Below are 23,867 nucleotides of genomic sequence, written 5' to 3'. Positions count from 1 at the left end.
CGGTGAGAAGGAGCGCTCTCTTCCCTCACGCGGCGGCGAAACGCAAAGTCCCGGGCGTCAGAACACGTGGCGCAGGATGAAGAACAAGCCGCCGGCCAGCGTGATCGCGGCGGGCAACGTCAGCACCCAGGCGAGCGCCATGTTGCGCACCGTCGAGGCCTGCAGGCCGGAGCCGTTGGCCGCCATGGTGCCGGCCACGCCGCTCGACAGGATGTGCGTCGTGGAGACCGGCAGGCCGTAGACCTCGGCGAGCCCGATGGTGCCGGCGGCGACGAGCTCGGCCGAGGCGCCCTGGGCGTAGGTGAGGTGGGTCTTGCCGATCTTTTCGCCGACGGTGACCACGATGCGCTTCCAGCCGACCATGGTGCCGAGGCCGAGCGCCAGCGCCACGCAGACCTTCACCCAGGACGGGATGAAGCGGGTGCCCTCGTTGAGCAGGTTCGCGTAGGTCTTGAGGGTGCCCTTGTCCGCGTCCGACAGGGTGGCGCCGGAGGCCGGGAGCAGGCGCACCGCGTCCGACGCGAGGTACATGTCGTTGCGCACGTTCGAGGTCGCCGCCGCCGGGACCTGGCGGATCGAGCCGTAATTCTTCACCGAGGCCGCGATGTCGTTGGAGAGTGTCGCGAGGGCGGCGAAGACGTCCGGCGTGTTCAGGTGCTTGGTCTTCAACGCGTCGCCTACGACCTTGCGCGCCGCGGCGGCGTCGGTGGAGGCGGACAGGCCATCGGCGTGGCTCGCGAACACCGCGCTCGCGCCCTGCGACTTCTCGATGAAGGCCGGGGTGGTCTCGTCCGACATGGTGCGGTTGAGGGCGTAGGCGGTGGGCGCCGCGCCGATCAGGATCAGCATGATCAGGCCCATGCCCTTCTGGCCGTCGTTGCCGCCGTGGAAGAACGAGACCAACGTGCAGGTCAGGATCAGCAGGCCGCGGATCAGGAGCGGCGGCGGCGCTTCGCCCTTCGGCGCCTCGTAGAGCGTCTTGTTCCGCACGGTGTATTTCAGGGCGAGAAGCAGCAGGGCGGCGGCCACGAAGCCGATCAGCGGCGAGAACAGCAGCGCCTGGAACACCTTGAAGGCCTGGGCCCAGTCGACGCCCGAGGTGCCGTCGCCGCCGCCCATCAGCTGGTTGGCGAGGCCGACGCCGAGCACCGAACCGATCAGGGCGTGCGAGGACGAGTTCGGCAGGCCGAGCGCCCAGGTGCCGAGGTTCCACAGGATCGCGGCGATGAGCAGCGAGAAGATCATCGCATATCCCGCCCCCGAGCCAACCTGGAGGATCAGCTCCACCGGCAGCAGCGTGACGATGGCGTAGGCCACAGCGCCGCTCGACAGCATCACGCCGAGGAAGTTGAAGGTGCCGGACCAAACCACCGCGACGAGCGGCGGCATCGAGTGTGTGTAGATCACGGTCGCGACCGCGTTGGCGGTATCGTGAAACCCGTTCACGAACTCGAAGCCGAGCGCGATCAGCAGGGCGAGGCCGAGGAGCGCGAAGGCCCCGACGGCAAGCGGCGATTCGCCGACCGCGTTCATGTCGGCGATGAGGCTGACGACGGCGTAACCGAGCCCGGCGATCAGAATCAGCAGGAAGACGATGACGCCGCCGGGATGGATGCCATGATCCAGGCGCGGCCCGCCTTTGCTCTGAGCGGGTTGGCGCGCGTGGGATGACCCGGCGGCGATGGCGTCCGACATGATGGGCAGTGTCCGTCCGAAGTGATGCCGGTGGCCTACAGCCGCCGCATATCAGTTCGGTGACGAAAGCCGCCTGTGCTGCACTTCGGCGGGGATGAAAAGCGCGTGTGATTCGCATTCGCAGAACAGTTGACGGTTAAGCATCGGCACGGGCCGATCCGCCCGTCAGCCATGCGCCTGCTGCGGAGCATGATCGCCAAGTCTTTGTGTGCACCGCACGCTTAAGCAGTCGGGACTTGTTTCCCGGAGCAAGAACCCCAGCTATAACAGCATCATGACACCTGTGCGCCCGGTTTGGCGCGGTTTCGGTTTTTCGGCGTTCCCCTGGAGCGTCGAAGAATCCCGTAACCGGCTTGGGGCAGGACAGGCGAATCTCTACGCGCCACCGGGACGGGTCCCGGGGCATTCCGATCATCTCCGCGAGTCCAAACTTCATGAACCAGCTTGTGCGCATGTCGCAGATCAGCGAGGCCGATCCGATCGCAGAGCCGTCCGCCAAGCTCCGTGTGCCGTTCGCGCAGTCGGGTGCGTTCGTCTGCAAGTTCATCATCGGCGAGCCGAACGATCAGGCGCTCTGCTGCGGCGCTCCCGTCGCCGACGGCAAGAGCTGGTGCGCGTTCCACCGGCGTATCGTGTTCGAGCCCGCCCGGCCCGGCCGGCTTCGCTGAACCGGATCAACGACCGCCCGGCCCGGATCTCTCAGTCGAGGTCTCCGAACCCTCCGCCGCCGAACGGTGTCAGGCGCTGAACACGGGTCCCGTCCGGGTATTCGTAGGTTCGCATGCGCATCACCGTGTAGCCGGCCTCGCGGGCTCGGGCGGTTCGGCCTGCACGGTCTTCGTCGATCAGCCCGCCCCAGCCCGCCAGACGCCGGTTCGAGGCCGTGGCGGCGTAGGCCCGATACGGGCTGTAGGGTGACTGGGGTTCCGCTGCGAAGGCGCGGCTGCTGCCGACGGGGCCCGACCTGTATTGCTGTGCCAACCGGCGCGCGGGGCGTTCGACGATCCGCGCTGGCCGCCGGGAGATGACCATCGGTTTCTCGACCATGCGCGGCCGCACGACGGGGCGACGCGACCGGTTCGACGCTTCGGATCGCCGGCTTGCCGCGACCGGCTTGACGCCGAGGCTGGCCGCCGCCCGCTCTGCGGGAGTCGTGGCCGGCGCCGAGGCCGTCTCCTGCGTCGGCTTTGCGGCGTCGGTTGGCGCCGTCGTCCCGGCCTTGCCCTCCACCGGCGTGACCGGGCCAGGTATCTCCTTGGCCGTGGAAGGTGTCTCGGGCCCGGCCGAGCCACGTACCGGCGGGTCGGTCCACGACGAGCCGGACGTCTCACTCGCCTTCGTCTGCGCGAGGACCGGGGCTGCACCGAGAAGGAGGCCCAGCATGAGGCTGACGGCCCCGCACCGCGTTACGACCGACATGGCCACTCTCCCGAAACGTCGCGCGAGTCCCAAGCCGCCAAAAGGTGCCGTCCCGTGGCGGAACGGCGTCGGGCTCGGGTGGCGAACGATCGCGGGATCTTAACCAAAACCGGACCAGAGGTCCATCGAATCGGGTGGATGCGGACATGGAATTCGGCTGCCCGCGAGCCGTCCCGGCGTGAATGGCTGTGGCCGCGCCGGCCCGAGCCGTCCGGGCGGTCTCGCCGAACGGCCCCTGCCGCGCTAGACGGACAAGGACACCGTCGGCGAACGCGTCCACCGCAGCGGCAACCCTGCCGCCGGGGGCGTGCCGACGGCGAGCGGAGAACGGGCCACGGCATGCAGACGCCGCGTGAGATCGAACTGAAACTGGAATGCGACGGCCCTGACCTCACCGCGCTGGCCGGCCACCCCCTGCTTCAGGCCGGGGAGGCCACGACCGGCATCCTCGACACCACCTATCTCGACACGCCGGAGCGCGACCTCCACGCGGCCGGCCTGTCGCTGCGCCTGCGCCGGGAGGGCGAGCGTACCATTCAGACCCTGAAATCGGCCGCACCCGCGGCGATCGGCCTGTTCGACCGGGCCGAATGGGAATGGGACGTCGCCGGCCCGGAGCCGGATCTCGCTCTGCTCGCCGACACGCCCGCCGCCGCGATCCTGGCCGAGGCGAAGTCGCCGGACCTGACGCCGTTGTTCCGCACCATGGTCGAGCGCAGCCGCCGGCCGATCCGCCATGGCGAGTCCCGCATCGTCGCGACGCTCGACGTCGGCCGGGTCGAGACCGCCAACGGCGACGTGCCGCTCTGCGAGGTCGAACTGGAGCTCGACGACGGCAGCCCCGCCGACCTCTTCGCGTTGGCCAGGACGCTCAGCGAGAGCGCGCCGCTGCGCCTCGGCGTGCTGAGCAAGGGCGAGCGCGGCTACGCGCTGATCGCCGATCGCCTGCGCAAGCCGAGCAAGGCCGAGCCCCCCGCCCTCGCTGAAGACATCCTCGCGGGCGAGGCCTTTGCGGCGATCGCGAAGGCCTGCCTGCGGCACCTGCGCCTCAACGAAGACGTGTTTCGGCACGGCCGCGCGCCGGAGGCTCTGCACCAGATGCGCGTGGCGCTCCGCCGCCTGCGCTCGGCTTTCACCCTGTTCAAGCCGCTGCTCCAGCACGACGAGACGGCGCAGGGGCTTCGCGAGACGATCAAGCGGGTCACCGAGCCGTTCGGCACCGCGCGCAACCTCGACGTCTTCCTCGGCGAGACCCTGCCCGCCGAGATCGAGCGCCGCCCGGACGAACCCGGCCTGCACGACCTGAAGGAGCGCCTCGGCGCCGAGCGCGAGGAGGCCTACGCGGCCGTGTTCGCGATCCTCGACGGCGCGCCCTGGCGCGGCCTCCTCATCGACCTCGTGATCTGGATCGAGGCCGGCCCCTGGCGCGCGGGTAAGGGTGTCGCCGGCCGCGATCGTGCGGCCCGCGATTTCGCCGCCACCGTGCTGGAAAGGCTGCGCCGCCGCGTGAAGAAGCACGGCCGCCATCTCGCCCGGCTCGAGCCCGAGGCGCGCCACCGCGTGCGCATCGAGGCGAAGAAGCTGCGCTACGGCGCCGAGTTCTTCGGCCCGCTCTTCCCGGAGAAGAAGGCCGCCAAGCGCCACAAGACCTTCGTCGGTGCGCTGTCGGACCTGCAGGACCATCTCGGCGCCCTGAACGACCTCTCGACTGCGCATGAGATCGCCCACCGCCTCGTGGCGGCCAGGGACGGCAAGGGAGAGGACAAGGTGGGCGGAGGTGCCGAGCCGCCGACGGGCGCCGCTCTGTTCGCCGCGGGCCTCACCGCCGCGGACGCCGAGGCCGACGTCCACGCCGGCGCGCTCCTCCGGAAGGCGGATGCCGCGCACGAGGCCCTCGTCGACGTCCGGCCGTTCTGGCGCTGACCTAGATCACGCTGCGTTTTGATCGAATCGATCAAATCGCAGAAAACGTGATCGATTCAAAAGTTGAGAGCAGGCTTCGCGCCAAAAACTGTTGCCACTTTTTCGCAGCCTGCTCTTAGAGCGCTTTCCGACCAAGTGGTTGCCGGTTGGTCGAAAGAAAGCGCTTCACAATAGAGGCTTAGAGACGCCGGCCCGATGCAATCGGGTCGGGTACGGCTCTAGACGCGACGCGTCGATGCGTTCGGCGTCCGCGCGTCGCCGATGATCCCGCGGTGTCAGCCGTTCCGGCCGCGGGTCAGGGCGTAGAGGCTGATCGCGGCGGCGTTCGAGACGTTCACGCTGCGGATCGCGCCGGTGAAGTCGATCCGGGCGAGCACGTCGCAGCACTCGCGGGTGCGCTGGCGCAGGCCCTTGCCCTCGGCACCGAGCACCACGACCATGCCGGCCCGCTTCTCGACGGCGTCGAGCGGCGTCTCGGCCTCCGAGTCGAGCCCGATGCGGGCGAAACCGCGCTCGCCCAGGGCGATCAGCGCCTCGGCGAGGTTGCGCACCACGATCATCGGCACGTGCTCCAGCCCGCCCGAGGCGGATTTCGCCATGACGCCGGTTGCGTTCGGTGCGTGGCGCGCCGTGGTGACGATAGCGGTCACGCCGAAGGCCGCGGCCGTGCGCACGATCGCGCCGACATTGTGCGGGTCGGTGATCTGGTCGAGAGCGACGAGCAGCGCGTCCTCGGGCACGGAGTCGATCGCCGGGGCCGGCAGGTGCTCGGCCTCGAGATAGAGCCCCTGGTGGACCGCGTCGGCTCCGAGCAGCGCGTTGATCGCGCTCGGCTTGACGAGCTCGGGCTCGATGCGCAGCGTACCGAGCTCCTCCTTCAGCCGGGCGATGCCGTTCTCGGTCGCGAGCAGCCGGTGCAGTCCGCGCGCCGTGTTCGCCAGCGCCTCGGAGACCGGGTGCCAGCCGTAGAGCACGACGTGGTCGAGCCCCTCGCGGGCCGCCGGCCCGCCCGGCCTGTGGCCCTGTGGCCGGTGCCGGTACTTGGCTGCGCCCTGGAACCGGGGCGGGCCGTCGCGTCGGGAAGTCATGAACCGCTCGTGAAAAATGATGCCGTGCGGCGACAGACCGGCATCCGCCGCCCGCGTCAAGCCGCCCTCTCGTGCAAGAACCCGCCACGAGGCCGTTGCCGTAGCCGCCCGGGCCGACTATAGACCGATCCGCCTAGAGCAAGCGCCCTTCGTCTATCGGTTAGGACGTCAGCCTTTCACGCTGAAAAGGCGGGTTCGATTCCCGCAGGGCGCGCCACTCTCCCCCACTTCGCTCCGGCCTTCACCGCTCGATAAGTCCTGGCGGCTATCCTGGCCGGATGATCCGGTCGTTCCTCATCCTCGGCGTCCATGCGGTTCTCGCCGGGGGTGCGGCGGCCGCGCCGAAGGGCGCGGAGGTGCCGACCCTGGCGACGGTGAGCGGGACCTGCGAGCGCCTCGTGATCGGCGGCCGGGACGTCACCGGCCAGTGCAAGGGGACGCTGCTCAACACCAGCTACGCGACCGGCCGGGTCGGGTTCTACTTCGTCACCGGCGACGGCGCGGCCCTGACCTTCACCGGCATGGGCAGCAGCCAGATCAAACCCGATCCGGATACGGCCGTGCAGCCGGTCGACGGGGTGATTTTCGGGTTCAAGGGGCAGTTCGACCGCACCAGGGCGGTGGGAACCTGCCGGTTCACCAATCCCTATGCGCGGCCGGGCTCAGTGAGCTGCAAGGCCGACACCCAGGGCGGCACCTTCGCGGCCGAGTTCGTCACCGACGGCAATCCGCCCTCGGTGATGAAGCCGTGAAGGCGTTCCGGTTCATCGGCTCGGTCGAGGAAGGCTCCTCTTCGCTCTGAGAGGGCGAGGGGAGGCGCCGTCCGCCCGCTTGATCGAACGAAAAACTTCCGAAGTCCGGCAGGATTCCGCGATCCTGCGGTTCAGCGCACGACGCCCTTGGCGAAAAAGCCCTTGATCGCCGCCGCGTCGTAGCCGGCCTCGCTCAGGATGGTGCGGCTGTGCTCGCCGAAGAGCGGGGCCGGGCCGTGCACCCGGCCGGGCGTCTGCGAAAATTTCACGGGGAGGCCGAGGGTCGTCATGCGACCGGCCTTCGGGTGGTCGACCTCCACCACCATCGCGCGGGCGCGCGTCTGCGGGTCGCGATGCATGGCGGCGACGTCGAGGACCGGGCCGGCCGGTACGCCGCCGGCCTCCAGCCGCACCAGCCAGCTTTCGGAGGTCGCCTGTCGGAAATGGGGGGCGAGCGCTGCGGCGAGAATCTCGCGGTGGGCCATGCGGTCGCGGTTCGTCGCGAAGCGTGGGTCGCCGGACAGATCCTCCGCCCCGAGCACGGCGAGCAGGCGCAGCCAGTTGGTCTGGTTGGCCGCGCCGATGGTAATCCAGCCGTCGGCCGTCTCGAAGGCCTCGTAGGGGGCGTTGAGCGGATGGGCCGAGCCCATCGGCCCGGGCGCGGCGCCCGTCGCCATGGCGATGGCAGATTGCCAGTAGGTCAGGGTGATCCCGGCCTCGAACAGCGAGGTGTCGACGGCCTGGCCTTCGCCGGTCCTGAGCTTGTGCGTGTAGGCGGCGAGCACGCCCATGGCCGCGAGGATGCCGGCGGTGATGTCGGTGACCGGCGGGCCGCATTTCATCGGCGGCCGGCCCGGTCCCTCGCCGGTGATGCTCATCAGCCCGCTCATACCCTGCGCGACGAGGTCGAACCCGGCCCGGTCGGCATAGGGGCCGGTGCGGCCGAAGCCCGAGAGCGCGCAGTAGATCAGCCCCGGAAACTCCACGCGCAGGGTCTCGTAGCCGAGGCCGAGCTTTTCCATGGTGCCGCCGCGGTAGTTCTCGATCAGCACGTCGGCGCCGCTGAGGAGCCGGCGAAAGATCGCCTTGCCCTCGGCGCTCTTGAGGTCGAGGGCGAGCCCGCGCTTGCCGCGGTTCATCATCATGTAGGCGGCGCTCTCGCCTGCGATGGCGGGCGGGACCGAGCGGCGGGTGTCGTCGCCGCCGTCGACCTTCTCGACCTTGATCACCTCGGCGCCCATGTCGCCGAGCATCAGCCCGCAGACCGGGCCGGCCATGATGTGGGCGAGCTCGATCACCCTGAGGCCGGCGAGGGGACCGTTCGTCCCGGGAGCGTTCTCCGTCATGCGCGCCTGTCTTTTTCGCGGGCAGGGGGCGTCAGCGTGCAGCGCGGGTCCGGGCTCGCCGCAGGCGAGAATCCGGACCCAGGAGCCTTAGACCGGTCGTCGCGGGCCGGCCGCCACCCTTGCGATCAGGGACGCCCCGTGCCGGCGACGAAAAAGTCCTTCACCTTGGAAAAGAACCCGGCGCTCTCGGGGTGGTTCTCGGCGGAGGCCGACTGGTCGAATTCCTGCAGCAGCTCGCGCTGGCGCTTGGTCAGGTTCTGCGGAGTCTCGACGGAGACCTGGATGTAGAGGTCGCCGACCTCGCGCGTGCGCAGCACCGGCATGCCCTTGCCCTTGATGCGGAACTGCTTCCCGGCCTGCGTGCCGGCGGGGATGCGCACCTGTGTCTGGGTGCCGTCGATCACCGGCACGGTGATCTCACCGGCCAGCGCCGCAGTGACCATCGAGATCGGCACGCGACAGAACAGGTCAGCGCCGTCGCGCTGGAAGAAGGTGTGCGGCGCGATCGAGAGAAACACGTAGAGGTCGCCCGAAGGCCCGCCGCGCAGGCCGCTCTCGCCCTCGCCGGCGAGCCGGATACGCAGGCCGTCGTCGACCCCGGCCGGCACGTTGATCGAGAGGTTCCGCTCGCGGGTGACGCGGCCGGCCCCGGAGCAGGACGGGCAGGGATCGTCGATCACCTCGCCGCGGCCGTGGCAGTTCGGGCAGGTCCGCTCGATGGCGAAGAAGCCCTGTGCCGCGCGCACGCGGCCGTAGCCGCCGCAGGTCGAGCAGGGGCGAGCCTTCGAGCCGGGCTTGGCGCCGGTGCCGGAGCAGGGCTCGCAGGCGATCGAGGTCGGGATCTTGATCGCCTCGGTCTTGCCGGAGAAGGCCTCTTCCAACGAGATTTCGAGGTTGAAGCGCAGGTCGGCGCCGCGCTCGCGGCCCGGCGCACCACCGCGGCCGCGACCGGCCCCGGCGCCACCGCCCGGCTGCCCACGTCCGTCCCCGAAGAAGTTCTCGAAGATGTCCGACATGAAGTCGCCGAACTCGTTGCCGAATCCGGGGCCGCCCTGGCCGCCCTGCTGGAACGCGGCATGGCCGAAGCGGTCGTAGGCGGCGCGCTTCTGGCCGTCGGAGAGGCACTGATAGGCCTCGTTCACCTCCTTGAAGGCGATCTCCGATTCCTTGTTGCCGGGGTTCCGGTCGGGATGGTGGACCATCGCCAGCTTGCGAAAGGCCACCTTCAACTCGACTTCCGTCACCGTCTTGGTGACGCCGAGGACCTCGTAATAGTCCCGCTTCGACATACCGGCCCTCGAAACCCCTCGACATGCTTGATCCCCGAGAGGGGCCCGGGGATCAAGTCTTCGTCGTCATCACATGAAAAAACGATGCCTGGAAGCATCGTCCCGGCATCGGGTCGTCTGAAAGCCGGCAACCGCCTTTCGGCCCGATGCCCTGGAAACGAACGGGGGCCGGATCGCTCCGGCCCCCGCGTCCTGCGCCGGATTCAGGCGCGCTTCTTTTCGTTCTTCTCGTCGACCTCGGAGAAGTCGGCGTCGATGACGTCCTCGTCCTTCTTCTCGGCTCCGGGAGCGGCGGCGCCTTCCGGCGCGCCGTCCTGGCTGGCGGCGTACATCGCCTCGCCGAGCTTCATCGAGGCCTGCATCAGGTCGTTGGTCCGCGCCTTGATGGTCTCGACGTCGGTGCCGTCCAGCGCGGTGCGGAGCGCCGCGATTCCGGTCTCGATCGCGCCCTTCTCGGCCGCGCCGACCTTGTCGCCATGCTCGGCCACCGACTTCTCGGTGGAGTGGAGCAGGCTCTCGCCCTGGTTCTTCACCTCGACGAGCTCACGGCGCTTCTTGTCCTCGGCCGCGTTGGCTTCGGCGTCCTTGACCATCTTGTCGATATCCGCGTCCGAAAGGCCGCCGGAGGCCTGGATGCGGATCTGGTGCTCCTTGTTCGTCGCCTTGTCCTTCGCCGTCACGTTGACGATGCCGTTGGCGTCGATGTCGAAGGTCACCTCGATCTGCGGCATGCCGCGGGGTGCCGGCGGGATGCCCATCAGGTCGAACTGACCGAGCATCTTGTTGTCCGCCGCCATCTCGCGTTCACCCTGGAAGACCCGGATGGTGACCGCGTTCTGGTTGTCCTCGGCCGTCGAGAAGGTCTGCGACTTCTTGGTCGGGATCGTGGTGTTGCGGTCGATCAGGCGCGTGAACACGCCGCCCAGCGTCTCGATGCCGAGCGAGAGCGGGGTCACGTCGAGGAGCAGCACGTCCTTGACGTCGCCCTGGAGCACGCCGGCCTGGACCGCCGCGCCGATGGCCACGACCTCGTCGGGGTTGACGCCCTTGTTCGGCTCCTTGCCGAAGAACGCCTTCACCACCTCGGTGACCTTCGGCATGCGGGTCATGCCGCCGACCATCACGACCTCGTCGATCTCGGCCGCCGTCACGCCGGCATCCTTGAGCGCCTTGCGGCAGGGCTCGACGGTACGCTGCACGAGATCGTCGACGAGCGACTCGAACTTGGCGCGCGAGAGCTTGATCGCGAGATGCTTCGGGCCGGTGTTGTCGGCGGTGATGTAGGGCAGGTTGATCTCGGTCTGGGTGGCCGAGGACAGCTCGATCTTCGCCTTCTCGGCGGCCTCCTTGAGGCGCTGAAGGGCGAGCTTGTCCTTGGTCAGGTCGATGCCCTGCTCCTTCTTGAACTCGGCGATCAGGTACTCGACCACGCGGTTGTCGAAGTCCTCGCCGCCGAGGAAGGTGTCGCCGTTGGTCGACTTCACCTCGAACACGCCGTCGCCGATCTCGAGAATCGACACGTCGAAGGTGCCGCCGCCGAGGTCGTAGACCGCGATCGTGCCGGTCTTCTTCTTGTCGAGGCCGTAGGCCAGCGCAGCCGCCGTCGGCTCGTTGATGATGCGCAGCACTTCGAGGCCGGCGATCTTGCCGGCATCCTTGGTGGCCTGACGCTGGGCGTCGTTGAAGTAGGCGGGCACCGTGATCACGGCCTGCGTGACGGGCTGGCCGAGATAGGTCTCGGCCGTCTCCTTCATCTTCTGAAGGGTGAAGGCGGAAATCTGCGAGGGCGAATAGCGCTTGCCGTCGGCGCCGACCCAGGCGTCGCCGTTGTCGCCGCGCACGATGTCGTAGGGCACCAAGCCCTTGTCCTTCTGCGTCATCGGGTCGTCGTAGGTACGGCCGACGAGACGCTTGATGGCGAAGAAGGTGCGGTCGGGATTGGTGACGGCCTGGCGCTTGGCCGGCTGGCCGACGAGGCGCTCGCCCTCGTCGGTAAAGGCGACGATCGACGGGGTGGTGCGCGCGCCTTCCGCGTTCTCGATGACCTTGGCCTGCGACCCTTCCATCACGGCGACGCAGGAATTGGTGGTGCCGAGGTCGATACCGATGACTTTACCCATGGTGGGATCCCTCTGTTGGACTGTTCAAGCAGACCGCCGAGCCCCGAAGCAGCTCGGCCCATGGCTCTAGGCTTAACGGGCGATGCAAATCTGAAAGCGGTGGGAACGGGAGGAGGAGGCGATCGCACCGCGTGCCGGTCGGATCGGCCCCTCTCCGTGCCTCGCCGGATATATGAATGTGGTCGCGGGGCCGCAAGACGGTCGGGCGCGACGGGCGCAAGCCGGCGGTTTTCGCCGGTTTTCCGGTTCGATTGGTGACCGTGCCCTCGAAATGTTACGGCCCCGCCACGCCGTCGCCACGGGTCGCGTGCTAGAGCGCGGGCCGACCCCGCCGTCTCGACGCCCTCGCGCCTCCCGCGAAACCGGCGTCGCGGCGGCCGCCTTTCCGCTCCTCGGGCGAGACTTCCGATGCGCCTCCCCCGCACCCTGCTCGTGCTCGCGGCCCTCGTGCTGCCCGTCGCCATGACCGGCCCGGCGGCCGCCCAGAACTTCTTCGAGGAGCTGTTCGGGATCGGGCGTGCGGCCAGGCCCCCGGTTCCGCGCCAGCCGATCCCCGGGACGCCGATCGCGCCTCCGCCCGCTCAGCCGGGGGGCGTCGACCCGAATGTCGAGGCCGCCAAGCCGGCGGCGCCCGCGCCGCCGCGCCAGCCGGTGGTGCTGAAGGTGCCGGCCGACGACAACGTCTACGGCCAGGATCTCATGCTCAACGGCCTGACCGGCGGCCTGAGGCTGGAGAAGGCCGGGGCCGGCGTCACGGCCAAGGTGACGCTGCCGGGCACGAAGATCTCGCAGCCGACCGAGAGCTGCACGGTGAAGCTCAACGCGGGCGGCGGCGTCACCCTGACCTCCGAGGGCAAGCCCGAGGGCGTCGCGCGGCTCGAGGCGGCCGCGGCGGAATGTCCGCTGCGCTTCGAGGTGGTCGACGGCGGCGTCATCGCCACGCCGCTCGGCGGCAGCCCGGTCTGCACCTTCTCCGCCGCCGACTGCGCCACGACGCCGAAGGGCCTGTGGGGACCGGCCGCCGCCGGGCTGATCCCGCGCGCCGGCGAGTTCGACGGCGCCCGCGGCGTCGCCGACAAGGCGGTGCGCGACAACTACAAGATCATGACCCAGCGCCTGCGCGGGCAGGACGTCCGCCCCGTGGTGCAGGAGCAGGCCGCCTTCTCCTCCGAGCGCGAGGACCTCTGCCGGACCTATGCCCGCGAGGGCGCGCACGGCTTCTGCCACCTGCGCTTCACCGAGGTCCGCGCCATCGCGCTCGCCGTCCGCCTCGGCGCCAACACCAGCGCGCCGACCGCCAGCGTCGCCCCGCGCCCCGTGCGCAAGCGGCCCGCGCCAGTGGACGGGATGAACCCCGAGGGCGCGGCGTCGGCCATCACCGACTGAGTCCAACAACAGTTGGCAACCGCGACTGCGCGCCGCCGCGCGCAGTCCAATGTTTGCAGACTGCGTACACTTATCTGCATGCGGCGAACGGCCTTTGAGGCGCAAGCCGAAAGGGCCACCAGGAACAAGCCCCTCCGTTTCGCCGCGACCGGATCTGGGATAAAGCGCTCGCCGATAAGGGAGCCGCGCCACTCGCATTCGCGCCCGCGCGCTCCGATATCCGTGGTCTCCCACAAGGACGTTCGCATGGTCGAGGCGATGAACTGGATCTCGGAGGTCATGCGCCCCAAGATCAAGACGCTGTTCAAGCGCGAGACGCCGGAAAACCTCTGGATCAAGTGCCCCGACAGCGGGCAGATGGTCTTCCACAAGGAGGTCGAGCAGAACCTCTGGGTGATCCCCGGCTCCGAGCATCACCTCAAGATGAGCGCGCATGCGCGCCTCAAGACGATGTTCGACGAGGGCACCTGGATCGACGTGCCGCTGCCGGAGGTCGCCACCGACCCGCTCAAGTTCCGCGACGAGAAGAAGTACGTCGACCGCCTGAAGGAGGCCCGCGCCAAGACCGGCATGCCGGACGCCTTCAAGATCGGCTTCGGCCGCGTCGGCGGCCTGCCGACCACGATCGCGGTGCAGGAATTCGCCTTCATGGCCGGCTCCCTCGGCATGGCGGCCGGCGAGGCCTTCGTCCGCGGCGCCGAGACCGCTCTGGAGAAGCGCACGCCCTATGTGCTGTTCTCGGCCTCCGGCGGCGCGCGCATGCAGGAGGGCATCCTGTCGCTGATGCAGATGCCCCGCACCACGGTGGCGGTGCGCCGGCTCAACGCGGCGAAGCTCCCCTACATCGTCGTGCTGACGAACCCGACCACCGGCGGCGTCACCGCCTCCTACGCCATGCTCGGCGACGTGCATCTGGCCGAGCCCGGCGCGCTGATCTGCTTCGCCGGCCCGCGGGTGATCGAGCAGACCATCCGCGAAAAGCTGCCCGACGGCTTCCAGCGGGCGGAATACCTGCGCGAGCACGGCATGGTCGACCAGGTCGTGCACCGCCGCGACATGAAGGAGACGGTGGCGCGGATCTGCGGCCTCCTGCTCGACGTCCGCCCGACCCCGCCCAAGGACCGGCAGCCGGCGCCGCAGGCCGCCTGACCCGTCACCGGCGTTCCGATCCTCGACAACGCGACCAGCGAGACATGGATTCCTCAGACGCGCTCATGGCGCGATTCCTCGCCCTGCATCCGCGCACGATCGACCTGTCGCTCGGGCGGATCGAAAGCCTGCTCGCGCGGCTGAATCACCCCGAGCGGCGCCTGCCGCCGGTGATCCACGTCGCCGGCACCAACGGCAAGGGTTCGACCATCGCCTTCATGCGGGCGATCCTCGAGGCCGGGGGGCTGGCCGCCCACGTCTACACCTCGCCCCATCTCGTGCGCTTCCACGAGCGCATCCGCATGGGCGGCATCGGCGGCGGCACCTTCGTTCCGGAGGAGCGCCTCGCCGAGGCTTTCGCCCGCTGCGAGGCGGCCAATGCCGGCGATCCGATCACGGTGTTCGAGATCACCACCGCCGCGGCCCTGCTGCTGTTTTCGGAGTCTCCCGCTGACGTGCTGCTGCTGGAGGTGGGCCTCGGTGGCCGGGTCGACGCCACCAACGTCATCGCCGAGCCGGCCTGCGCCGTGGTCACGCCGATCGGCCGCGACCACGCCGAATATCTCGGCGACACCCTGGAATCGGTGGCCACCGAGAAGGCCGGCATCTTCAAGCGCGGCTGCCCGGCCGTGATCGCCGCGCAGGACTACGCCGAGGCCGACGCGGTGCTGTGCCGCCACGCCGAGCGCGTCGGCGCCGTGCCGATCATCGTCGGCAAGCAGGATTTTTCGGTGCACGAGGAGAGCGGCCGCTTCGTCTACCAAGACGAGACCGAGCTGTTCGACCTGCCGCGCCCGAAGCTCGCGGGCCGCCACCAGCTCGTCAACGCCGGCACCGCCATCGCGGCGCTCCGCGCGGCGGGCTTCGGCGATCTCGGCACGCCGGCCTACGAGGCCGGCCTGCGCAACGTCGACTGGCCCGGCCGCCTGCAGCGGCTGACCCGCGGCCGCCTCGCCGACCTGATGCCCAAGAATTCCGAGCTCTGGCTCGACGGCGGCCACAATGCCGACGGCGGCCGCATCCTCGCCGCCGCCATGGCCGACCTGTCCGAGCGCAGCAACGTGCCGCTGGTGCTCGTCGTCGGACTGCTCGGCACCAAGGACGCCGAGGGGTTCCTCAAGAACTTCGTCGGGCTCGCCCGCGTGCTGGTGGCGGTGCCGATTCCCGGCCAGCTCGCCGCCCGCCCGGCCGACGAGGTCGCGCAGATCGCCGAATCGGTGGGAATCGCCACGCGCGTGGCCGGCGGCACCGAGGCCGCGCTGATGAGCCTGTCGGACATCGCCTTCGAGCATCCGCCGCGCGTGCTGATCTGCGGTTCGCTCTACCTGGCGGGCGCGGTCCTCGAAGCCAACGGCACGCTGCCAGCCTGACGCGCGATTCCGGGCCGGTGGCATGACGCCGCCTCCGGCCGGTCGCCCCGGAGCCGGTGAAGCCCTGCGCCGGATGGGTGCAAAGCGCCGGCCGGCGGTGTCGCAGGCATCGCCGCAGACGCGGTTTTCCCGTCACCGGATCGCCTTCAGCCTTCCGGCCGGCCTGCGCGAAAGCGCGGCGTCGTCTTCCCGATGATTGCTTGGCCCGTCTCGCTGCGTCCGGTCCCGAGGGACACGGCTTCGGCGCGGGCCGGCTGCCGTGCGATCGGTCGCCGACAGTGATCCCGTCCTCGCGCCGCAAGACGAACGTTGCCGCGAGGCCGGCGACATCTCCCTGGCCCGAAGGCGCCCGCATCCGGAATTGTACTTCTCCGATTTGGGGTCTTTGCGGATCCCGCGAGGGCCTGCTGCACTGCAATAGAATTCGAGGAGATCAGTGTACGGGTATTGTGCGGCGCGGGTGTGTCCTCGACGCTACATCCCGATAGTGGGGAATCGCCTAGCTTGATCGTCGATCGGGCACAAAGCTGGGGATCAAACAAATGAAAAGACTTCTGACGACATTCGCTGCCTTCACGGCACTCACCGCCGCCGCCACCGCGGCGGATCTGCCGCGCCGCGCGGCGCCTCCTATCTTCACGCCGATTCCGGTGTTCACCTGGACGGGCTTCTACGCCGGTTTCAACGCCGGCTACGGCTTCGGCGTCTCTGACCCCGCCTCGCCCTTCAGCCTCGTCGGCACCAACGACCCCCGCGTCGTCACGGGTCCCGGCGCTCCGGGCACGAATATAGGGCTCCTCGCCTTCAACAACCGCACCAACATGGACGGTTTCACGGGCGGCGGTCAGATCGGCTATAACTACCAGTTCACGCCGGGCTCCGGCATCGTGATCGGTGTCGAGGCCGACGCCCAGTATTCGGACCTCGGCGGACGCAACAACGCCTTCCTGTTCGCGCCCGTCACGGCCGGTGCGGCCCTGAACCCCGGCGCGTCGGTGTTCAACCCGACCGGCCTCGGCGGCCTCGACTTCTTCGGCACCGTGCGCGGCCGGATCGGTTACGCCTTCGACCGTGTCCTGTTCTACGGCACCGGCGGCTTCGCCTACGGCAGCTTCGGTGGCGGCAAGGCCCTCAACACCGACGATTTCTCCACCGGCTACGCCGCGGGTGGCGGTGTCGAATACGCGCTCCCGACCGACTCGTTCCTGAACTTCTTCCGCTCCTCGGCGGTGACGTTCAAGGTCGAAGGCCTGTACGTGAACCTCGACCAGAACAACCGGGGCTTCACCTACGCCAACGCCGGCGGCGCCGCGATCGCCGCCACGCCGATCGCCCAGTTCGTTCCGGGCACCACCACCTCGGTCCTGTTCAGCAGCGCCGCCAAGCGCGAGACCGACTTCGCGGTGATCCGTGCCGGCATCAACTACAAGTTTGGCTCGTACTAAAGCTCACTTCGATCGAGCGGCTGCCGGTCGATCGCGAGAAGGCGCGTCACGACAAAACCTTGGAGCCGCCGGCCCGACGATGTCGGGTCGGATACGGCACCAAGCCGACACGGTCTCGAAACCTTCCGAAAGCCCGGCCTTCCCGGCCGGGCTTTCACCCCCACCCCACCGGCACGACCGCACCGAGGCCAAGACTTCGGAGCGCCGTGTGTGTCTTCGCCGCTACATCCCCAATCCCGGGAATGGTCTAGCTTCAATGGCGATCGGGCACCTCGCTGGGGATCATAAAAAATGAAAAAGCTTCTTACCACGTTCGCCGCCTTCACGGCGCTCACCGCCGCCGCCACCGCGGCGGATCTGCCGCGCCGCGCGGCTCCTCCCATTTTCACGCCGGTTCCGGTGTTCACCTGGACGGGCTTCTACGCCGGTTTCAACGCCGGTTACGGCTTCGGCGTCTCGGACAACAACGCCCCGACCATCGTCGGCGTTGGCCCCACCACGGCAATCTTCGCCAACGGCGCCGGCACGGCTCTGCAGTCCGGCGTCCTCGCCTTCCGTAACGGCAACCAGGGCGACGGTTTCACCGGCGGTGGCCAGATCGGCTACAACTATCAGTTCACGCCGGGCTCGGGCGTCGTCGTCGGCGTCGAGGCCGACGCTCAGTACGTCGATTTCGGTCGCAGCCGTAACCAGTTCGCCTTCGCGACGGCCGGCACCGGCGGTATCATCCCCGGCACCCTCGTCTACAACCCGTCGGGTCTCTCGAGCCTCGACTACTTCGGCACCGTGCGCGGCCGCATCGGTTACGCCTTCGACCGCGTCCTGTTCTACGGCACCGGCGGTTTCGCTTACGGCGCCGGCGGCGGCCGTCAGTTCGGCTCGGGCACGTCCTCCGACGACTTCAAGACCGGCTACGCTGCTGGTGGTGGCGTCGAGTACGCTCTCCCGACCGACTCCTTCCTGAACTTCTTCCGCTCCTCGGCGGTGACGTTCAAGGTCGAAGCTCTGTACGTGAACCTCGACGAAGGCAACGGCAACACCGGCGCTTTCGCGACCAACCGCCTCGGCCGCACCGTCGCCGTCGGCAACCCGGACGTGGCGCTCGTCTCCGGCGCTCCGCGCCGCCAGGGCACCGAGTTCGCCGTCGTCCGCGCCGGCATCAACTACAAGTTCGGCTCGTACTAGGCCGAACCCAACGGGTCTTCGGACTTGCGGAAAAGCCCGGCCATCTGGCCGGGCTTTTTCGTTTTGGGCGATCGGGTCCCGTTCCTCTCAGCCGGCACGCCGCTCCGAAATGCCCGCATCGGCGGGCCTCGAAAGAGGCTTCCGGGAATCGCGGTAGGATCTGTAGGCCCCTTCGAGGCCTCCGCCGATGCGCTCCTGCGCCTCGGGGTGAGGTTCCGGGTGGGATGATCAGTTCTCGGCCGGGCTTCAGAGCGGGGAGGGCGTCCGCTCCATCGTCGCCGTATGTCGAGACAGTCGGATCCCTGGCTGCTCAGTCTCGGGAAGGGCCGTCGCCGGACCGGATGGGCCTTCGACCCGTTCCAGGCCCCCGGAACGTAACGCCTCGTTCACCACGGCAGCAAAAAGCCCGGCCTCGCGGCCGGGCTTTGCTTCGTCGGGATCAGCCCCTGACGGCGTTCAGGCGCTCGCCTGGATCCAGCGCGAGAGGTCGCCCTTGGGCGCCGCGCCGACCTTCTGGCTGGCGAGCTTGCCGTCCTTGAAGATCATCAGCGTGGGGATCGAGCGGATGCCGTAGGTCGAGGCGATGCCGGGGTTCTCGTCGACGTTGACCTTGGCGATCTTGACCTTGCCCTGCAGGTCCGTCGCGATCTCCTCGAGCGCCGGGCCGATCTGGCGGCAGGGGCCGCACCACTCCGCCCAGAAATCCACGACCACGGGCTCGGCGGACTGGAGCACGTCCTGTTCGAAGCTCGCGTCCGTTACTTTCACCGTCGCCATCATATACCCTTTCACGATACCGCTCCCCCGAGGCATCCGCGCCGCGTATGGCGCCGGCCCTTGCGGGGGCCGCTGCCGGGGAATTCCCGAGAATTGGAGACACCGCGCCCCACGGTCAAGGCGCTCGTCTCCAGGCACAGTCCTGACGCGCGATCGGATCATGCCGCTCCTCGGCCGGGACGCCGCCAGCACCCGCGGCCGGCGAAGCGATTCGGCGGCAAGCGGCACAGAAGCCGCCGCCGGCCCTCGCCGAGCGGCCCCTGCCGCCCCATCTGCGGGTGTGGCCCGCGCGAAACCTCGCAGGTCGGACCCGTCCCGCTCCCTCCCGGCGCTCCTGCGCCGTCGGCAGGTGGCCGGAGAGGCGCATGCCTGCGAACCCCTTTCGCGGCTGTGCCCGATTTCAAGGAATTGACCGACGTGAAGCGCACTCTCCCCCTTCTGCTCGCCACCGTCGCCGCCATCGGCCTGGGACAGCAGGGCGCAATCGCCCAAGGCGACGACAACGCGGCCCGCACCCCGCGCGTCGGCGGCGAATCGTTCCAGGCGCCGGCCGCCCCGAGCGCCGGGGACACGCCCGCCGAGACGCAGGCCCCGAACACCGACTACAAGCCGCTCCTGCCGAACCAGACCCGCGCGCCGCAGCCGTCGCAGAAGACCGAGGTCGAGGTCGCCTCCGTCGCGAAGGGCCTCGCCTCGCCCTGGGCGCTGGAATTCCTTCCGGACGGCCGCATGATCGTCACCGAGAAGGCCGGCAAGATCCGGATCGTCGCGAAGGACGGCAAGGTCGGCGAGCCGGTGGCCGGCGTGCCCAAGGTCGATTCGCGCGGCCAGGGCGGCCTGCTCGACATCGCGCTGAGCCCGAGCTTCGCCGCCGACCGCCTCGTCTACATCAGCTACGCCGAGCCCCGCGAAAAGGGCAACGGCACCAGCGTGGCCAAGGCCAAGCTGATCGAGAGCGGCGGCACCGCCAAGCTCGACGAGTTCAAGGTGATCTTCCGCCAGACCCCGACCTATGATGGCGACAAGCATTTCGGCTCGCGCCTCGTCTTCGCGCCGGACGGCAAGCTGTTCGTCACGGTCGGCGAGCGCTCCGACAAGGCCACCCGCGGGCAGGCCCAGGACCTGACCAGCGGCCTCGGCAAGGTCTTCCGCATCGACACCGACGGCAACGCCGCCAAGGACAACCCCTTCACCGGCGGCGAGAAGGCCCGGCCGGAGATCTGGTCCTACGGCCACCGCAACGTGCAGGGCGCAGCGCTCGACGGCCAGGGCCGCCTCTGGACCGTGGAGCACGGCCCGCGCGGCGGCGACGAACTCAACCGTCCCCGCCCCGGCGTGAATTACGGCTGGCCGCTGGCCAGCTACGGTCTCGAATATTCCGGCGAGAAGATCGGCGACGGCGTCACCATGGCGGCCGGCACCTCGCAGCCGGTTTATTACTGGGACCCGGTGATCGGCCCGTCCGCACTTGCCTTCTACGACAAGGACGTGTTTCCGGCCTGGAAGGGCGACTTCATCGTCGGCGGCCTCGTCAGCACCGGCCTCGTCATCCTCAAGGTCGACAGCGATAAGGTCGTCACCGAGGAGCGCGTGCCCCTCGATCACCGCATCCGCGACGTGAAGGTCGGCCCGGACGGCGCGGTCTACGCCGTCACCGAGGGCGAGGACGGCGAGATCCTCAAGCTGACGCCGAAGAAGAGCAGCTGATACCCATATGTGTCGCTCCCGACCGGTGGTCGGAAGCGACACGTCCGGCGGACGGACACCGCCGCGCTAGTGAAAGACGATGGGTCGAGGCCCATCGTCTCTCGATGTGACGTCGCCTACCAGACCAGACGCTCGATCACGGCGTCCGGCCGGACCGGCTGGCTCGACAGCCACTCCGCGATGTCGCCCAGGCTGTGGTGCTCGGCCGTGAGGCCGAGTTCCGCCGCATGGATTCCGCGGGCAACGAGGATCGAGGGGATGCCGGCCGCTTGAGCCCCGGCGATATCGGTACGGATCGCATCTCCGATGGCCACGATGCGCATCCGATCCAGCGCTGGCCAATCGTCGAGATGATGGGCCTTAGCCAGGGCAGCATCGTAGATCGGCCTGTAGGGCTTCCCGGCATACACCACCTCACCGCCGATCTCTTCATAGGCGTTGGCCAGGATTCCGGCGCAGGGGATCAGCCGATGATTGCGCTCGACCACGAGATCCGGGTTCGCGCAGATCATCGTGATTTCTCTCGACCGGAAATCGGCGAGAACCTCGCGATAATCATCGGCCGTCTCGGTGTCGTCGTCGAACAGACCCGTGCAGACGACGCGCTCCGCCTCCGCCGCCGATACCAGCGTCAGGTCCAGCCCCTCGTAGATCGGCAGGTCGCGCTCGGGCCCGAGATGATGCACCCGCGCACCCGGATGCTTTGCCAGCAGATCATGCGTGAGATCGCCCGACGTCAGGATCGCGTCATAGGCCTCCCGCGGCACCCCGTAGCCGTCGAGGATCGCCTGCACCCCGCGCCAGGGCCGCGGCGCGTTCGACACCAGGACCACGCGGCGGGGGCGCTCTCCGGGAAGATTTCGGAATGCGATCAAGGCCTTGCCCGCCGCATCGTGCGCGCGCCGGCCGTCGTGGAGCACGCCCCAGACGTCGCAGAGGATCAGGTCGTAGGCCTCCGCCACCTCCGCGAAATGGCGAAGCGTGGGGACTGGAGCCGCGGCGGCGCGGTCGGGCATGGGGGTCTCGGGGCGATCGGATGTCGACCGCCCGGTTAGGGACGCCGGCCCCGGAAATCAATCGCCCCGATCACACGGCCCGGCGCAGGAAATCCCGGAACGCCCGGCGCTGCTGGGGCGGCTCGCCGGCCGGCTGCGCCTCGGCCTCCGCTCCGGCCGGGGCTCGCGCAAGTGCCTGCTGCGTCTCGGCAAAAACCTCCGCCCGCACCGCCTTCGGCCCGGCGAAAACCGTCCCCTGCGCAAGCGGCACGTCGAGGTCGATCAGGTCCGGCACCTCGCTCTCGCGCTCGACCTGCGTCGCCACGAGGCGGATGCCGGCCCGGCCCAGCGACGCGACCAGATCCTCGATCGCGATGTCGGACACCGCGTCGCGCGAAGGCGGACGCAGCAGGAGGGAGGTCGGAACCTTGATCTGCGAGACGCCGCGCTCGGCGAGCAGCCCCACATCGAAGCGCAGGTCGGTCGGCCGGTCGAGCCCGAAGCCGATCCGGCCCCGCAACGCGCCGAGCACCGCGACCTGCTCGGGATCGAGACTGCGCCAGCTCGCCTGCGGCAGCGCCACCGCGACACGGCCGGCCAGATCCGCATCGCCCGAGACGAGACCGACCAAGGAACGCAGGAAATCCGGCTCGAACAGCGACAGCGGCGAGAGGCCGTAGGCCACCGTGGCATTGCTGCCGCGGCCCTGCAGATGCCGGGCGATCACGGCGCTGCTGCGGATCATGCGGCGGTCGAGGGCGGTGGTGCGGCCGTGCCGTTCCAGCACGGGGAGGAAGGCGTCGGGCGAGAGGATTTCGGAGCCGAGCTTCAGCCGCGCCAGAGCCTCGTAGGACACGACCTTGCGCTGGGGCAGCGTCACGACCGGCTGCAGCCAGACCTCCAGTCCGTCGGCGTCGAACGCCTCGACGAGGGCGGCCTCCTGCGCCGGATCGCGGTTCGCGGTCGCAAAGGCCGGCGGTTTGAACGCGATGACGGGTTCCGGCGTCGGCTGCCGCGCCGGAACGGAACGCGGCCCGGCCGTCAGCTCGGGCGGCACGGCGGCTGCCGGCTTCGGCGGCGGTGCCGACGGTGGCGCTGCCTCGCGCTCGGTCTTGAGACGGCCGATCTCGGCCTCCTGCGTGGCGACGACCGCGGCGAGCTCGCGCACGATGCCACTCAGCAAGCCGATCTCGCGCGTCACCTCTTCGACCCCCGCCGCGAGCGCCTCGTTGTCGGGGCCCGGCGTCTGGGGGAGCGTAGCCGGCGCATCGGTTCGCGTAAGCACCGCACGAGCGGCCACGGTGATCGCCGCCTCCGCCTTGAGCAGACGTTGCGACAGCACGCCGATTTCGCTCGACAGTTTTTCCTGGGAAACCGTAAGACGGGCAGCACGGCGCTGCTGGACGATCGCCGTAAGAATGGCCGCCATGAGACCAAGGCTGCCGAGTCCAAGGGCGCCGGCGAGCGGTGCGACGATCGAGAGCGGCAGGACGACCAGCAGCCCCGTCAGGCCGATGGTCCACAGGCCGCCGCGCAGGCCGATTGTCCTGGCCATCGGGGTCTTCATCTCTGGAACGCTACAAACGGAAGCAGATCAACGTTGTTGCCGAGGGGCGAGTCGGCTGCAAGGCACCATCGTCCTCCGCACCGGCCCACCGACCGATATTGCCCGGGTGTTGCTTTCCGTGCAGGAGCACAGGCTCAGCCGCGGTTCATCCGTGGCGATTAGAACGGTGCTCGGCCAAGACCGATGTCACGCAACCACGCGATACCGCAATCGGTTGACGGATTTTGGACCAGTTGCCGAGATTAGAGGAGACGAAACGGGATGACGACGAAGCGGGTGATGCTGGTGGCGATGGCCGCGACGGCGCTCGGGATCGTGGCTGGTGCCGTGCCGGCGAGTGCCCAGTATGGCGGCGGCCGCTACTACAACAACGATGGCGACGATTATCGCCCGCGCCGCTACGAGCGCCGCTACGAGGACGAAGACGATCGTCCGCGCTCGCGGCGTTTCGGCCGCGGCGGCGGTGGCGGCAGCATCTGCGTGACCGCACGCGGCAATTGCCAGTACCCGCCGGCACCGCGCAATTCGTCCTGCTCCTGCGACATCCCCGGTTTCGGCGAGAAGCGCGGCGCGATCGGCGGCGGTTACTGACGTTTTCGCAATAGCGCGAACGGACGGAGTTGCAGGGCCGCGATCCGATCATCCCGGATCGCG

The 23,867-nt window shown here is 69.1% G+C and carries 19 protein-coding genes and 1 tRNA gene; 11 read left to right on the top strand and 9 right to left on the bottom strand.

Annotated elements, in window-relative coordinates; all coding sequences use genetic code 11:
• Positions 1–57: 57 nt before the first annotated feature.
• Complete coding sequence (locus MFF07_RS18340) at positions 58–1,695, bottom strand: inorganic phosphate transporter (protein ID WP_147816641.1); 1,638 nt, start codon at positions 1,693–1,695, stop codon at positions 58–60.
• A 434-nt stretch (positions 1,696–2,129) separates the two neighbouring features.
• Between MFF07_RS18340 and MFF07_RS18335 the strand changes: the two genes are divergently transcribed.
• Positions 2,130–2,363, top strand: coding sequence for a hypothetical protein (locus tag MFF07_RS18335; RefSeq protein ID WP_147816640.1), 234 nt, complete (start codon positions 2,130–2,132; stop codon positions 2,361–2,363).
• A gap of 31 nt (positions 2,364–2,394) precedes the next feature.
• Here the strand turns inward: MFF07_RS18335 and MFF07_RS18330 are convergent, their stop codons facing one another.
• Entirely contained in the window at positions 2,395–3,114 is a 720-nt protein-coding gene (locus MFF07_RS18330) for a hypothetical protein (protein WP_238232555.1), read from the bottom strand.
• Between the two features lie 339 nt (positions 3,115–3,453).
• On the opposite strand from MFF07_RS18330, the gene MFF07_RS18325 reads away from it, so the two are divergent.
• A complete protein-coding gene (locus tag MFF07_RS18325) occupies positions 3,454–5,037 on the top strand; it encodes a CYTH and CHAD domain-containing protein (RefSeq protein ID WP_238232554.1) in 1,584 nt (527 codons plus the stop codon).
• Between the two features lie 275 nt (positions 5,038–5,312).
• Here the strand turns inward: MFF07_RS18325 and MFF07_RS18320 are convergent, their stop codons facing one another.
• Complete coding sequence (locus MFF07_RS18320; protein ID WP_238232553.1) at positions 5,313–6,125, bottom strand: TrmH family RNA methyltransferase; 813 nt, start codon at positions 6,123–6,125, stop codon at positions 5,313–5,315.
• 142 nt (positions 6,126–6,267) lie between these two features.
• On the opposite strand from MFF07_RS18320, the gene MFF07_RS18315 reads away from it, so the two are divergent.
• Both MFF07_RS18315 and MFF07_RS18310 read left to right on the top strand, forming a co-directional pair.
• A tRNA-Glu gene (locus MFF07_RS18315) sits at positions 6,268–6,342 on the top strand.
• Between the two features lie 61 nt (positions 6,343–6,403).
• Positions 6,404–6,877, top strand: coding sequence for a hypothetical protein (locus MFF07_RS18310; RefSeq protein ID WP_238232552.1), 474 nt, complete (start codon positions 6,404–6,406; stop codon positions 6,875–6,877).
• Between the two features lie 131 nt (positions 6,878–7,008).
• Here MFF07_RS18310 and MFF07_RS18305 read toward each other — a convergent pair whose 3' ends face one another.
• The 3 genes from MFF07_RS18305 to dnaK all read right to left on the bottom strand — a co-directional run bounded on the left by MFF07_RS18305 (position 7,009) and on the right by dnaK (position 11,632).
• Complete coding sequence (locus tag MFF07_RS18305; RefSeq protein ID WP_238232551.1) at positions 7,009–8,223, bottom strand: CaiB/BaiF CoA transferase family protein; 1,215 nt, start codon at positions 8,221–8,223, stop codon at positions 7,009–7,011.
• Between the two features lie 125 nt (positions 8,224–8,348).
• Positions 8,349–9,512: a molecular chaperone DnaJ gene (dnaJ, locus tag MFF07_RS18300; protein ID WP_147817024.1), complete on the bottom strand. Its 1,164-nt coding sequence runs from the start codon at positions 9,510–9,512 to the stop codon at positions 8,349–8,351.
• 203 nt (positions 9,513–9,715) lie between these two features.
• Positions 9,716–11,632 carry a molecular chaperone DnaK gene (gene dnaK, locus MFF07_RS18295; protein ID WP_147817025.1) on the bottom strand — a complete coding sequence of 639 codons (1,917 nt, stop codon included), beginning with the start codon at positions 11,630–11,632 and terminating at the stop codon, positions 9,716–9,718.
• 408 nt (positions 11,633–12,040) lie between these two features.
• Between dnaK and MFF07_RS18290 the strand changes: the two genes are divergently transcribed.
• The 5 genes from MFF07_RS18290 to MFF07_RS18270 all read left to right on the top strand — a co-directional run bounded on the left by MFF07_RS18290 (position 12,041) and on the right by MFF07_RS18270 (position 18,167).
• Positions 12,041–13,018: a cupin domain-containing protein gene (locus MFF07_RS18290; RefSeq protein ID WP_238232550.1), complete on the top strand. Its 978-nt coding sequence runs from the start codon at positions 12,041–12,043 to the stop codon at positions 13,016–13,018.
• A 246-nt stretch (positions 13,019–13,264) separates the two neighbouring features.
• Entirely contained in the window at positions 13,265–14,167 is a 903-nt protein-coding gene (gene accD, locus MFF07_RS18285) for an acetyl-CoA carboxylase, carboxyltransferase subunit beta (RefSeq protein WP_147817052.1), read from the top strand.
• A 44-nt stretch (positions 14,168–14,211) separates the two neighbouring features.
• Positions 14,212–15,537 carry a bifunctional folylpolyglutamate synthase/dihydrofolate synthase gene (locus MFF07_RS18280; RefSeq protein ID WP_147817027.1) on the top strand — a complete coding sequence of 442 codons (1,326 nt, stop codon included), beginning with the start codon at positions 14,212–14,214 and terminating at the stop codon, positions 15,535–15,537.
• Positions 15,538–16,079: 542 nt separating this feature from the next.
• Positions 16,080–16,982, top strand: coding sequence for an outer membrane protein (locus tag MFF07_RS18275; RefSeq protein ID WP_147817028.1), 903 nt, complete (start codon positions 16,080–16,082; stop codon positions 16,980–16,982).
• Between the two features lie 291 nt (positions 16,983–17,273).
• Entirely contained in the window at positions 17,274–18,167 is an 894-nt protein-coding gene (locus MFF07_RS18270) for an outer membrane protein (protein WP_147817029.1), read from the top strand.
• 456 nt (positions 18,168–18,623) lie between these two features.
• Here the strand turns inward: MFF07_RS18270 and trxA are convergent, their stop codons facing one another.
• Positions 18,624–18,944, bottom strand: coding sequence for a thioredoxin (gene trxA / locus MFF07_RS18265; RefSeq protein WP_147077748.1), 321 nt, complete (start codon positions 18,942–18,944; stop codon positions 18,624–18,626).
• 417 nt (positions 18,945–19,361) lie between these two features.
• Between trxA and MFF07_RS18260 the strand changes: the two genes are divergently transcribed.
• Positions 19,362–20,651 carry a PQQ-dependent sugar dehydrogenase gene (locus MFF07_RS18260; RefSeq protein WP_147817030.1) on the top strand — a complete coding sequence of 430 codons (1,290 nt, stop codon included), beginning with the start codon at positions 19,362–19,364 and terminating at the stop codon, positions 20,649–20,651.
• A gap of 116 nt (positions 20,652–20,767) precedes the next feature.
• Here MFF07_RS18260 and MFF07_RS18255 read toward each other — a convergent pair whose 3' ends face one another.
• Positions 20,768–21,667, bottom strand: coding sequence for a TIGR01459 family HAD-type hydrolase (locus MFF07_RS18255; RefSeq protein WP_147817031.1), 900 nt, complete (start codon positions 21,665–21,667; stop codon positions 20,768–20,770).
• A gap of 70 nt (positions 21,668–21,737) precedes the next feature.
• On the bottom strand, positions 21,738–23,201 hold the full coding sequence (locus MFF07_RS18250; protein ID WP_238232549.1) for an EAL domain-containing protein: 1,464 nt from the start codon (positions 23,199–23,201) through the stop codon (positions 21,738–21,740).
• 273 nt (positions 23,202–23,474) lie between these two features.
• On the opposite strand from MFF07_RS18250, the gene MFF07_RS18245 reads away from it, so the two are divergent.
• Entirely contained in the window at positions 23,475–23,804 is a 330-nt protein-coding gene (locus MFF07_RS18245; protein WP_147817033.1) for a hypothetical protein, read from the top strand.
• Positions 23,805–23,867: the final 63 nt, after the last annotated feature.

Source organism: Methylobacterium thuringiense (genome assembly GCF_022179645.1).
Lineage (GTDB): Bacteria > Pseudomonadota > Alphaproteobacteria > Rhizobiales > Beijerinckiaceae > Methylobacterium > Methylobacterium thuringiense.
Note: the sequence above shows the minus strand (reverse complement) of the source record. Positions and strands in the feature narration are given on the sequence as shown.

What these genes read in the sequence shown, in the direction of transcription:
- MFF07_RS18290 (WP_238232550.1), top strand. Translation starts at nt 12,041, where the DNA reads ATGCGCCTCCCCCGCACCCTGCTCGTGCTCGCGGCCCTCGTGCTGCCC.
- MFF07_RS18255 (WP_147817031.1), bottom strand. Translation starts at nt 21,667, where the DNA reads ATGCCCGACCGCGCCGCCGCGGCTCCAGTCCCCACGCTTCGCCATTTC.
- dnaK (WP_147817025.1), bottom strand. Translation starts at nt 11,632, where the DNA reads ATGGGTAAAGTCATCGGTATCGACCTCGGCACCACCAATTCCTGCGTC.
- MFF07_RS18340 (WP_147816641.1), bottom strand. Translation starts at nt 1,695, where the DNA reads ATGTCGGACGCCATCGCCGCCGGGTCATCCCACGCGCGCCAACCCGCT.
- MFF07_RS18305 (WP_238232551.1), bottom strand. Translation starts at nt 8,223, where the DNA reads ATGACGGAGAACGCTCCCGGGACGAACGGTCCCCTCGCCGGCCTCAGG.
- accD (WP_147817052.1), top strand. Translation starts at nt 13,265, where the DNA reads ATGGTCGAGGCGATGAACTGGATCTCGGAGGTCATGCGCCCCAAGATC.
- MFF07_RS18330 (WP_238232555.1), bottom strand. Translation starts at nt 3,114, where the DNA reads ATGTCGGTCGTAACGCGGTGCGGGGCCGTCAGCCTCATGCTGGGCCTC.
- MFF07_RS18320 (WP_238232553.1), bottom strand. Translation starts at nt 6,125, where the DNA reads ATGACTTCCCGACGCGACGGCCCGCCCCGGTTCCAGGGCGCAGCCAAG.
- MFF07_RS18245 (WP_147817033.1), top strand. Translation starts at nt 23,475, where the DNA reads ATGACGACGAAGCGGGTGATGCTGGTGGCGATGGCCGCGACGGCGCTC.
- dnaJ (WP_147817024.1), bottom strand. Translation starts at nt 9,512, where the DNA reads ATGTCGAAGCGGGACTATTACGAGGTCCTCGGCGTCACCAAGACGGTG.
- MFF07_RS18335 (WP_147816640.1), top strand. Translation starts at nt 2,130, where the DNA reads ATGAACCAGCTTGTGCGCATGTCGCAGATCAGCGAGGCCGATCCGATC.
- MFF07_RS18325 (WP_238232554.1), top strand. Translation starts at nt 3,454, where the DNA reads ATGCAGACGCCGCGTGAGATCGAACTGAAACTGGAATGCGACGGCCCT.
- MFF07_RS18250 (WP_238232549.1), bottom strand. Translation starts at nt 23,201, where the DNA reads ATGGCCAGGACAATCGGCCTGCGCGGCGGCCTGTGGACCATCGGCCTG.
- trxA (WP_147077748.1), bottom strand. Translation starts at nt 18,944, where the DNA reads ATGGCGACGGTGAAAGTAACGGACGCGAGCTTCGAACAGGACGTGCTC.
- MFF07_RS18275 (WP_147817028.1), top strand. Translation starts at nt 16,080, where the DNA reads ATGAAAAGACTTCTGACGACATTCGCTGCCTTCACGGCACTCACCGCC.
- MFF07_RS18270 (WP_147817029.1), top strand. Translation starts at nt 17,274, where the DNA reads ATGAAAAAGCTTCTTACCACGTTCGCCGCCTTCACGGCGCTCACCGCC.
- MFF07_RS18280 (WP_147817027.1), top strand. Translation starts at nt 14,212, where the DNA reads ATGGATTCCTCAGACGCGCTCATGGCGCGATTCCTCGCCCTGCATCCG.
- MFF07_RS18310 (WP_238232552.1), top strand. Translation starts at nt 6,404, where the DNA reads ATGATCCGGTCGTTCCTCATCCTCGGCGTCCATGCGGTTCTCGCCGGG.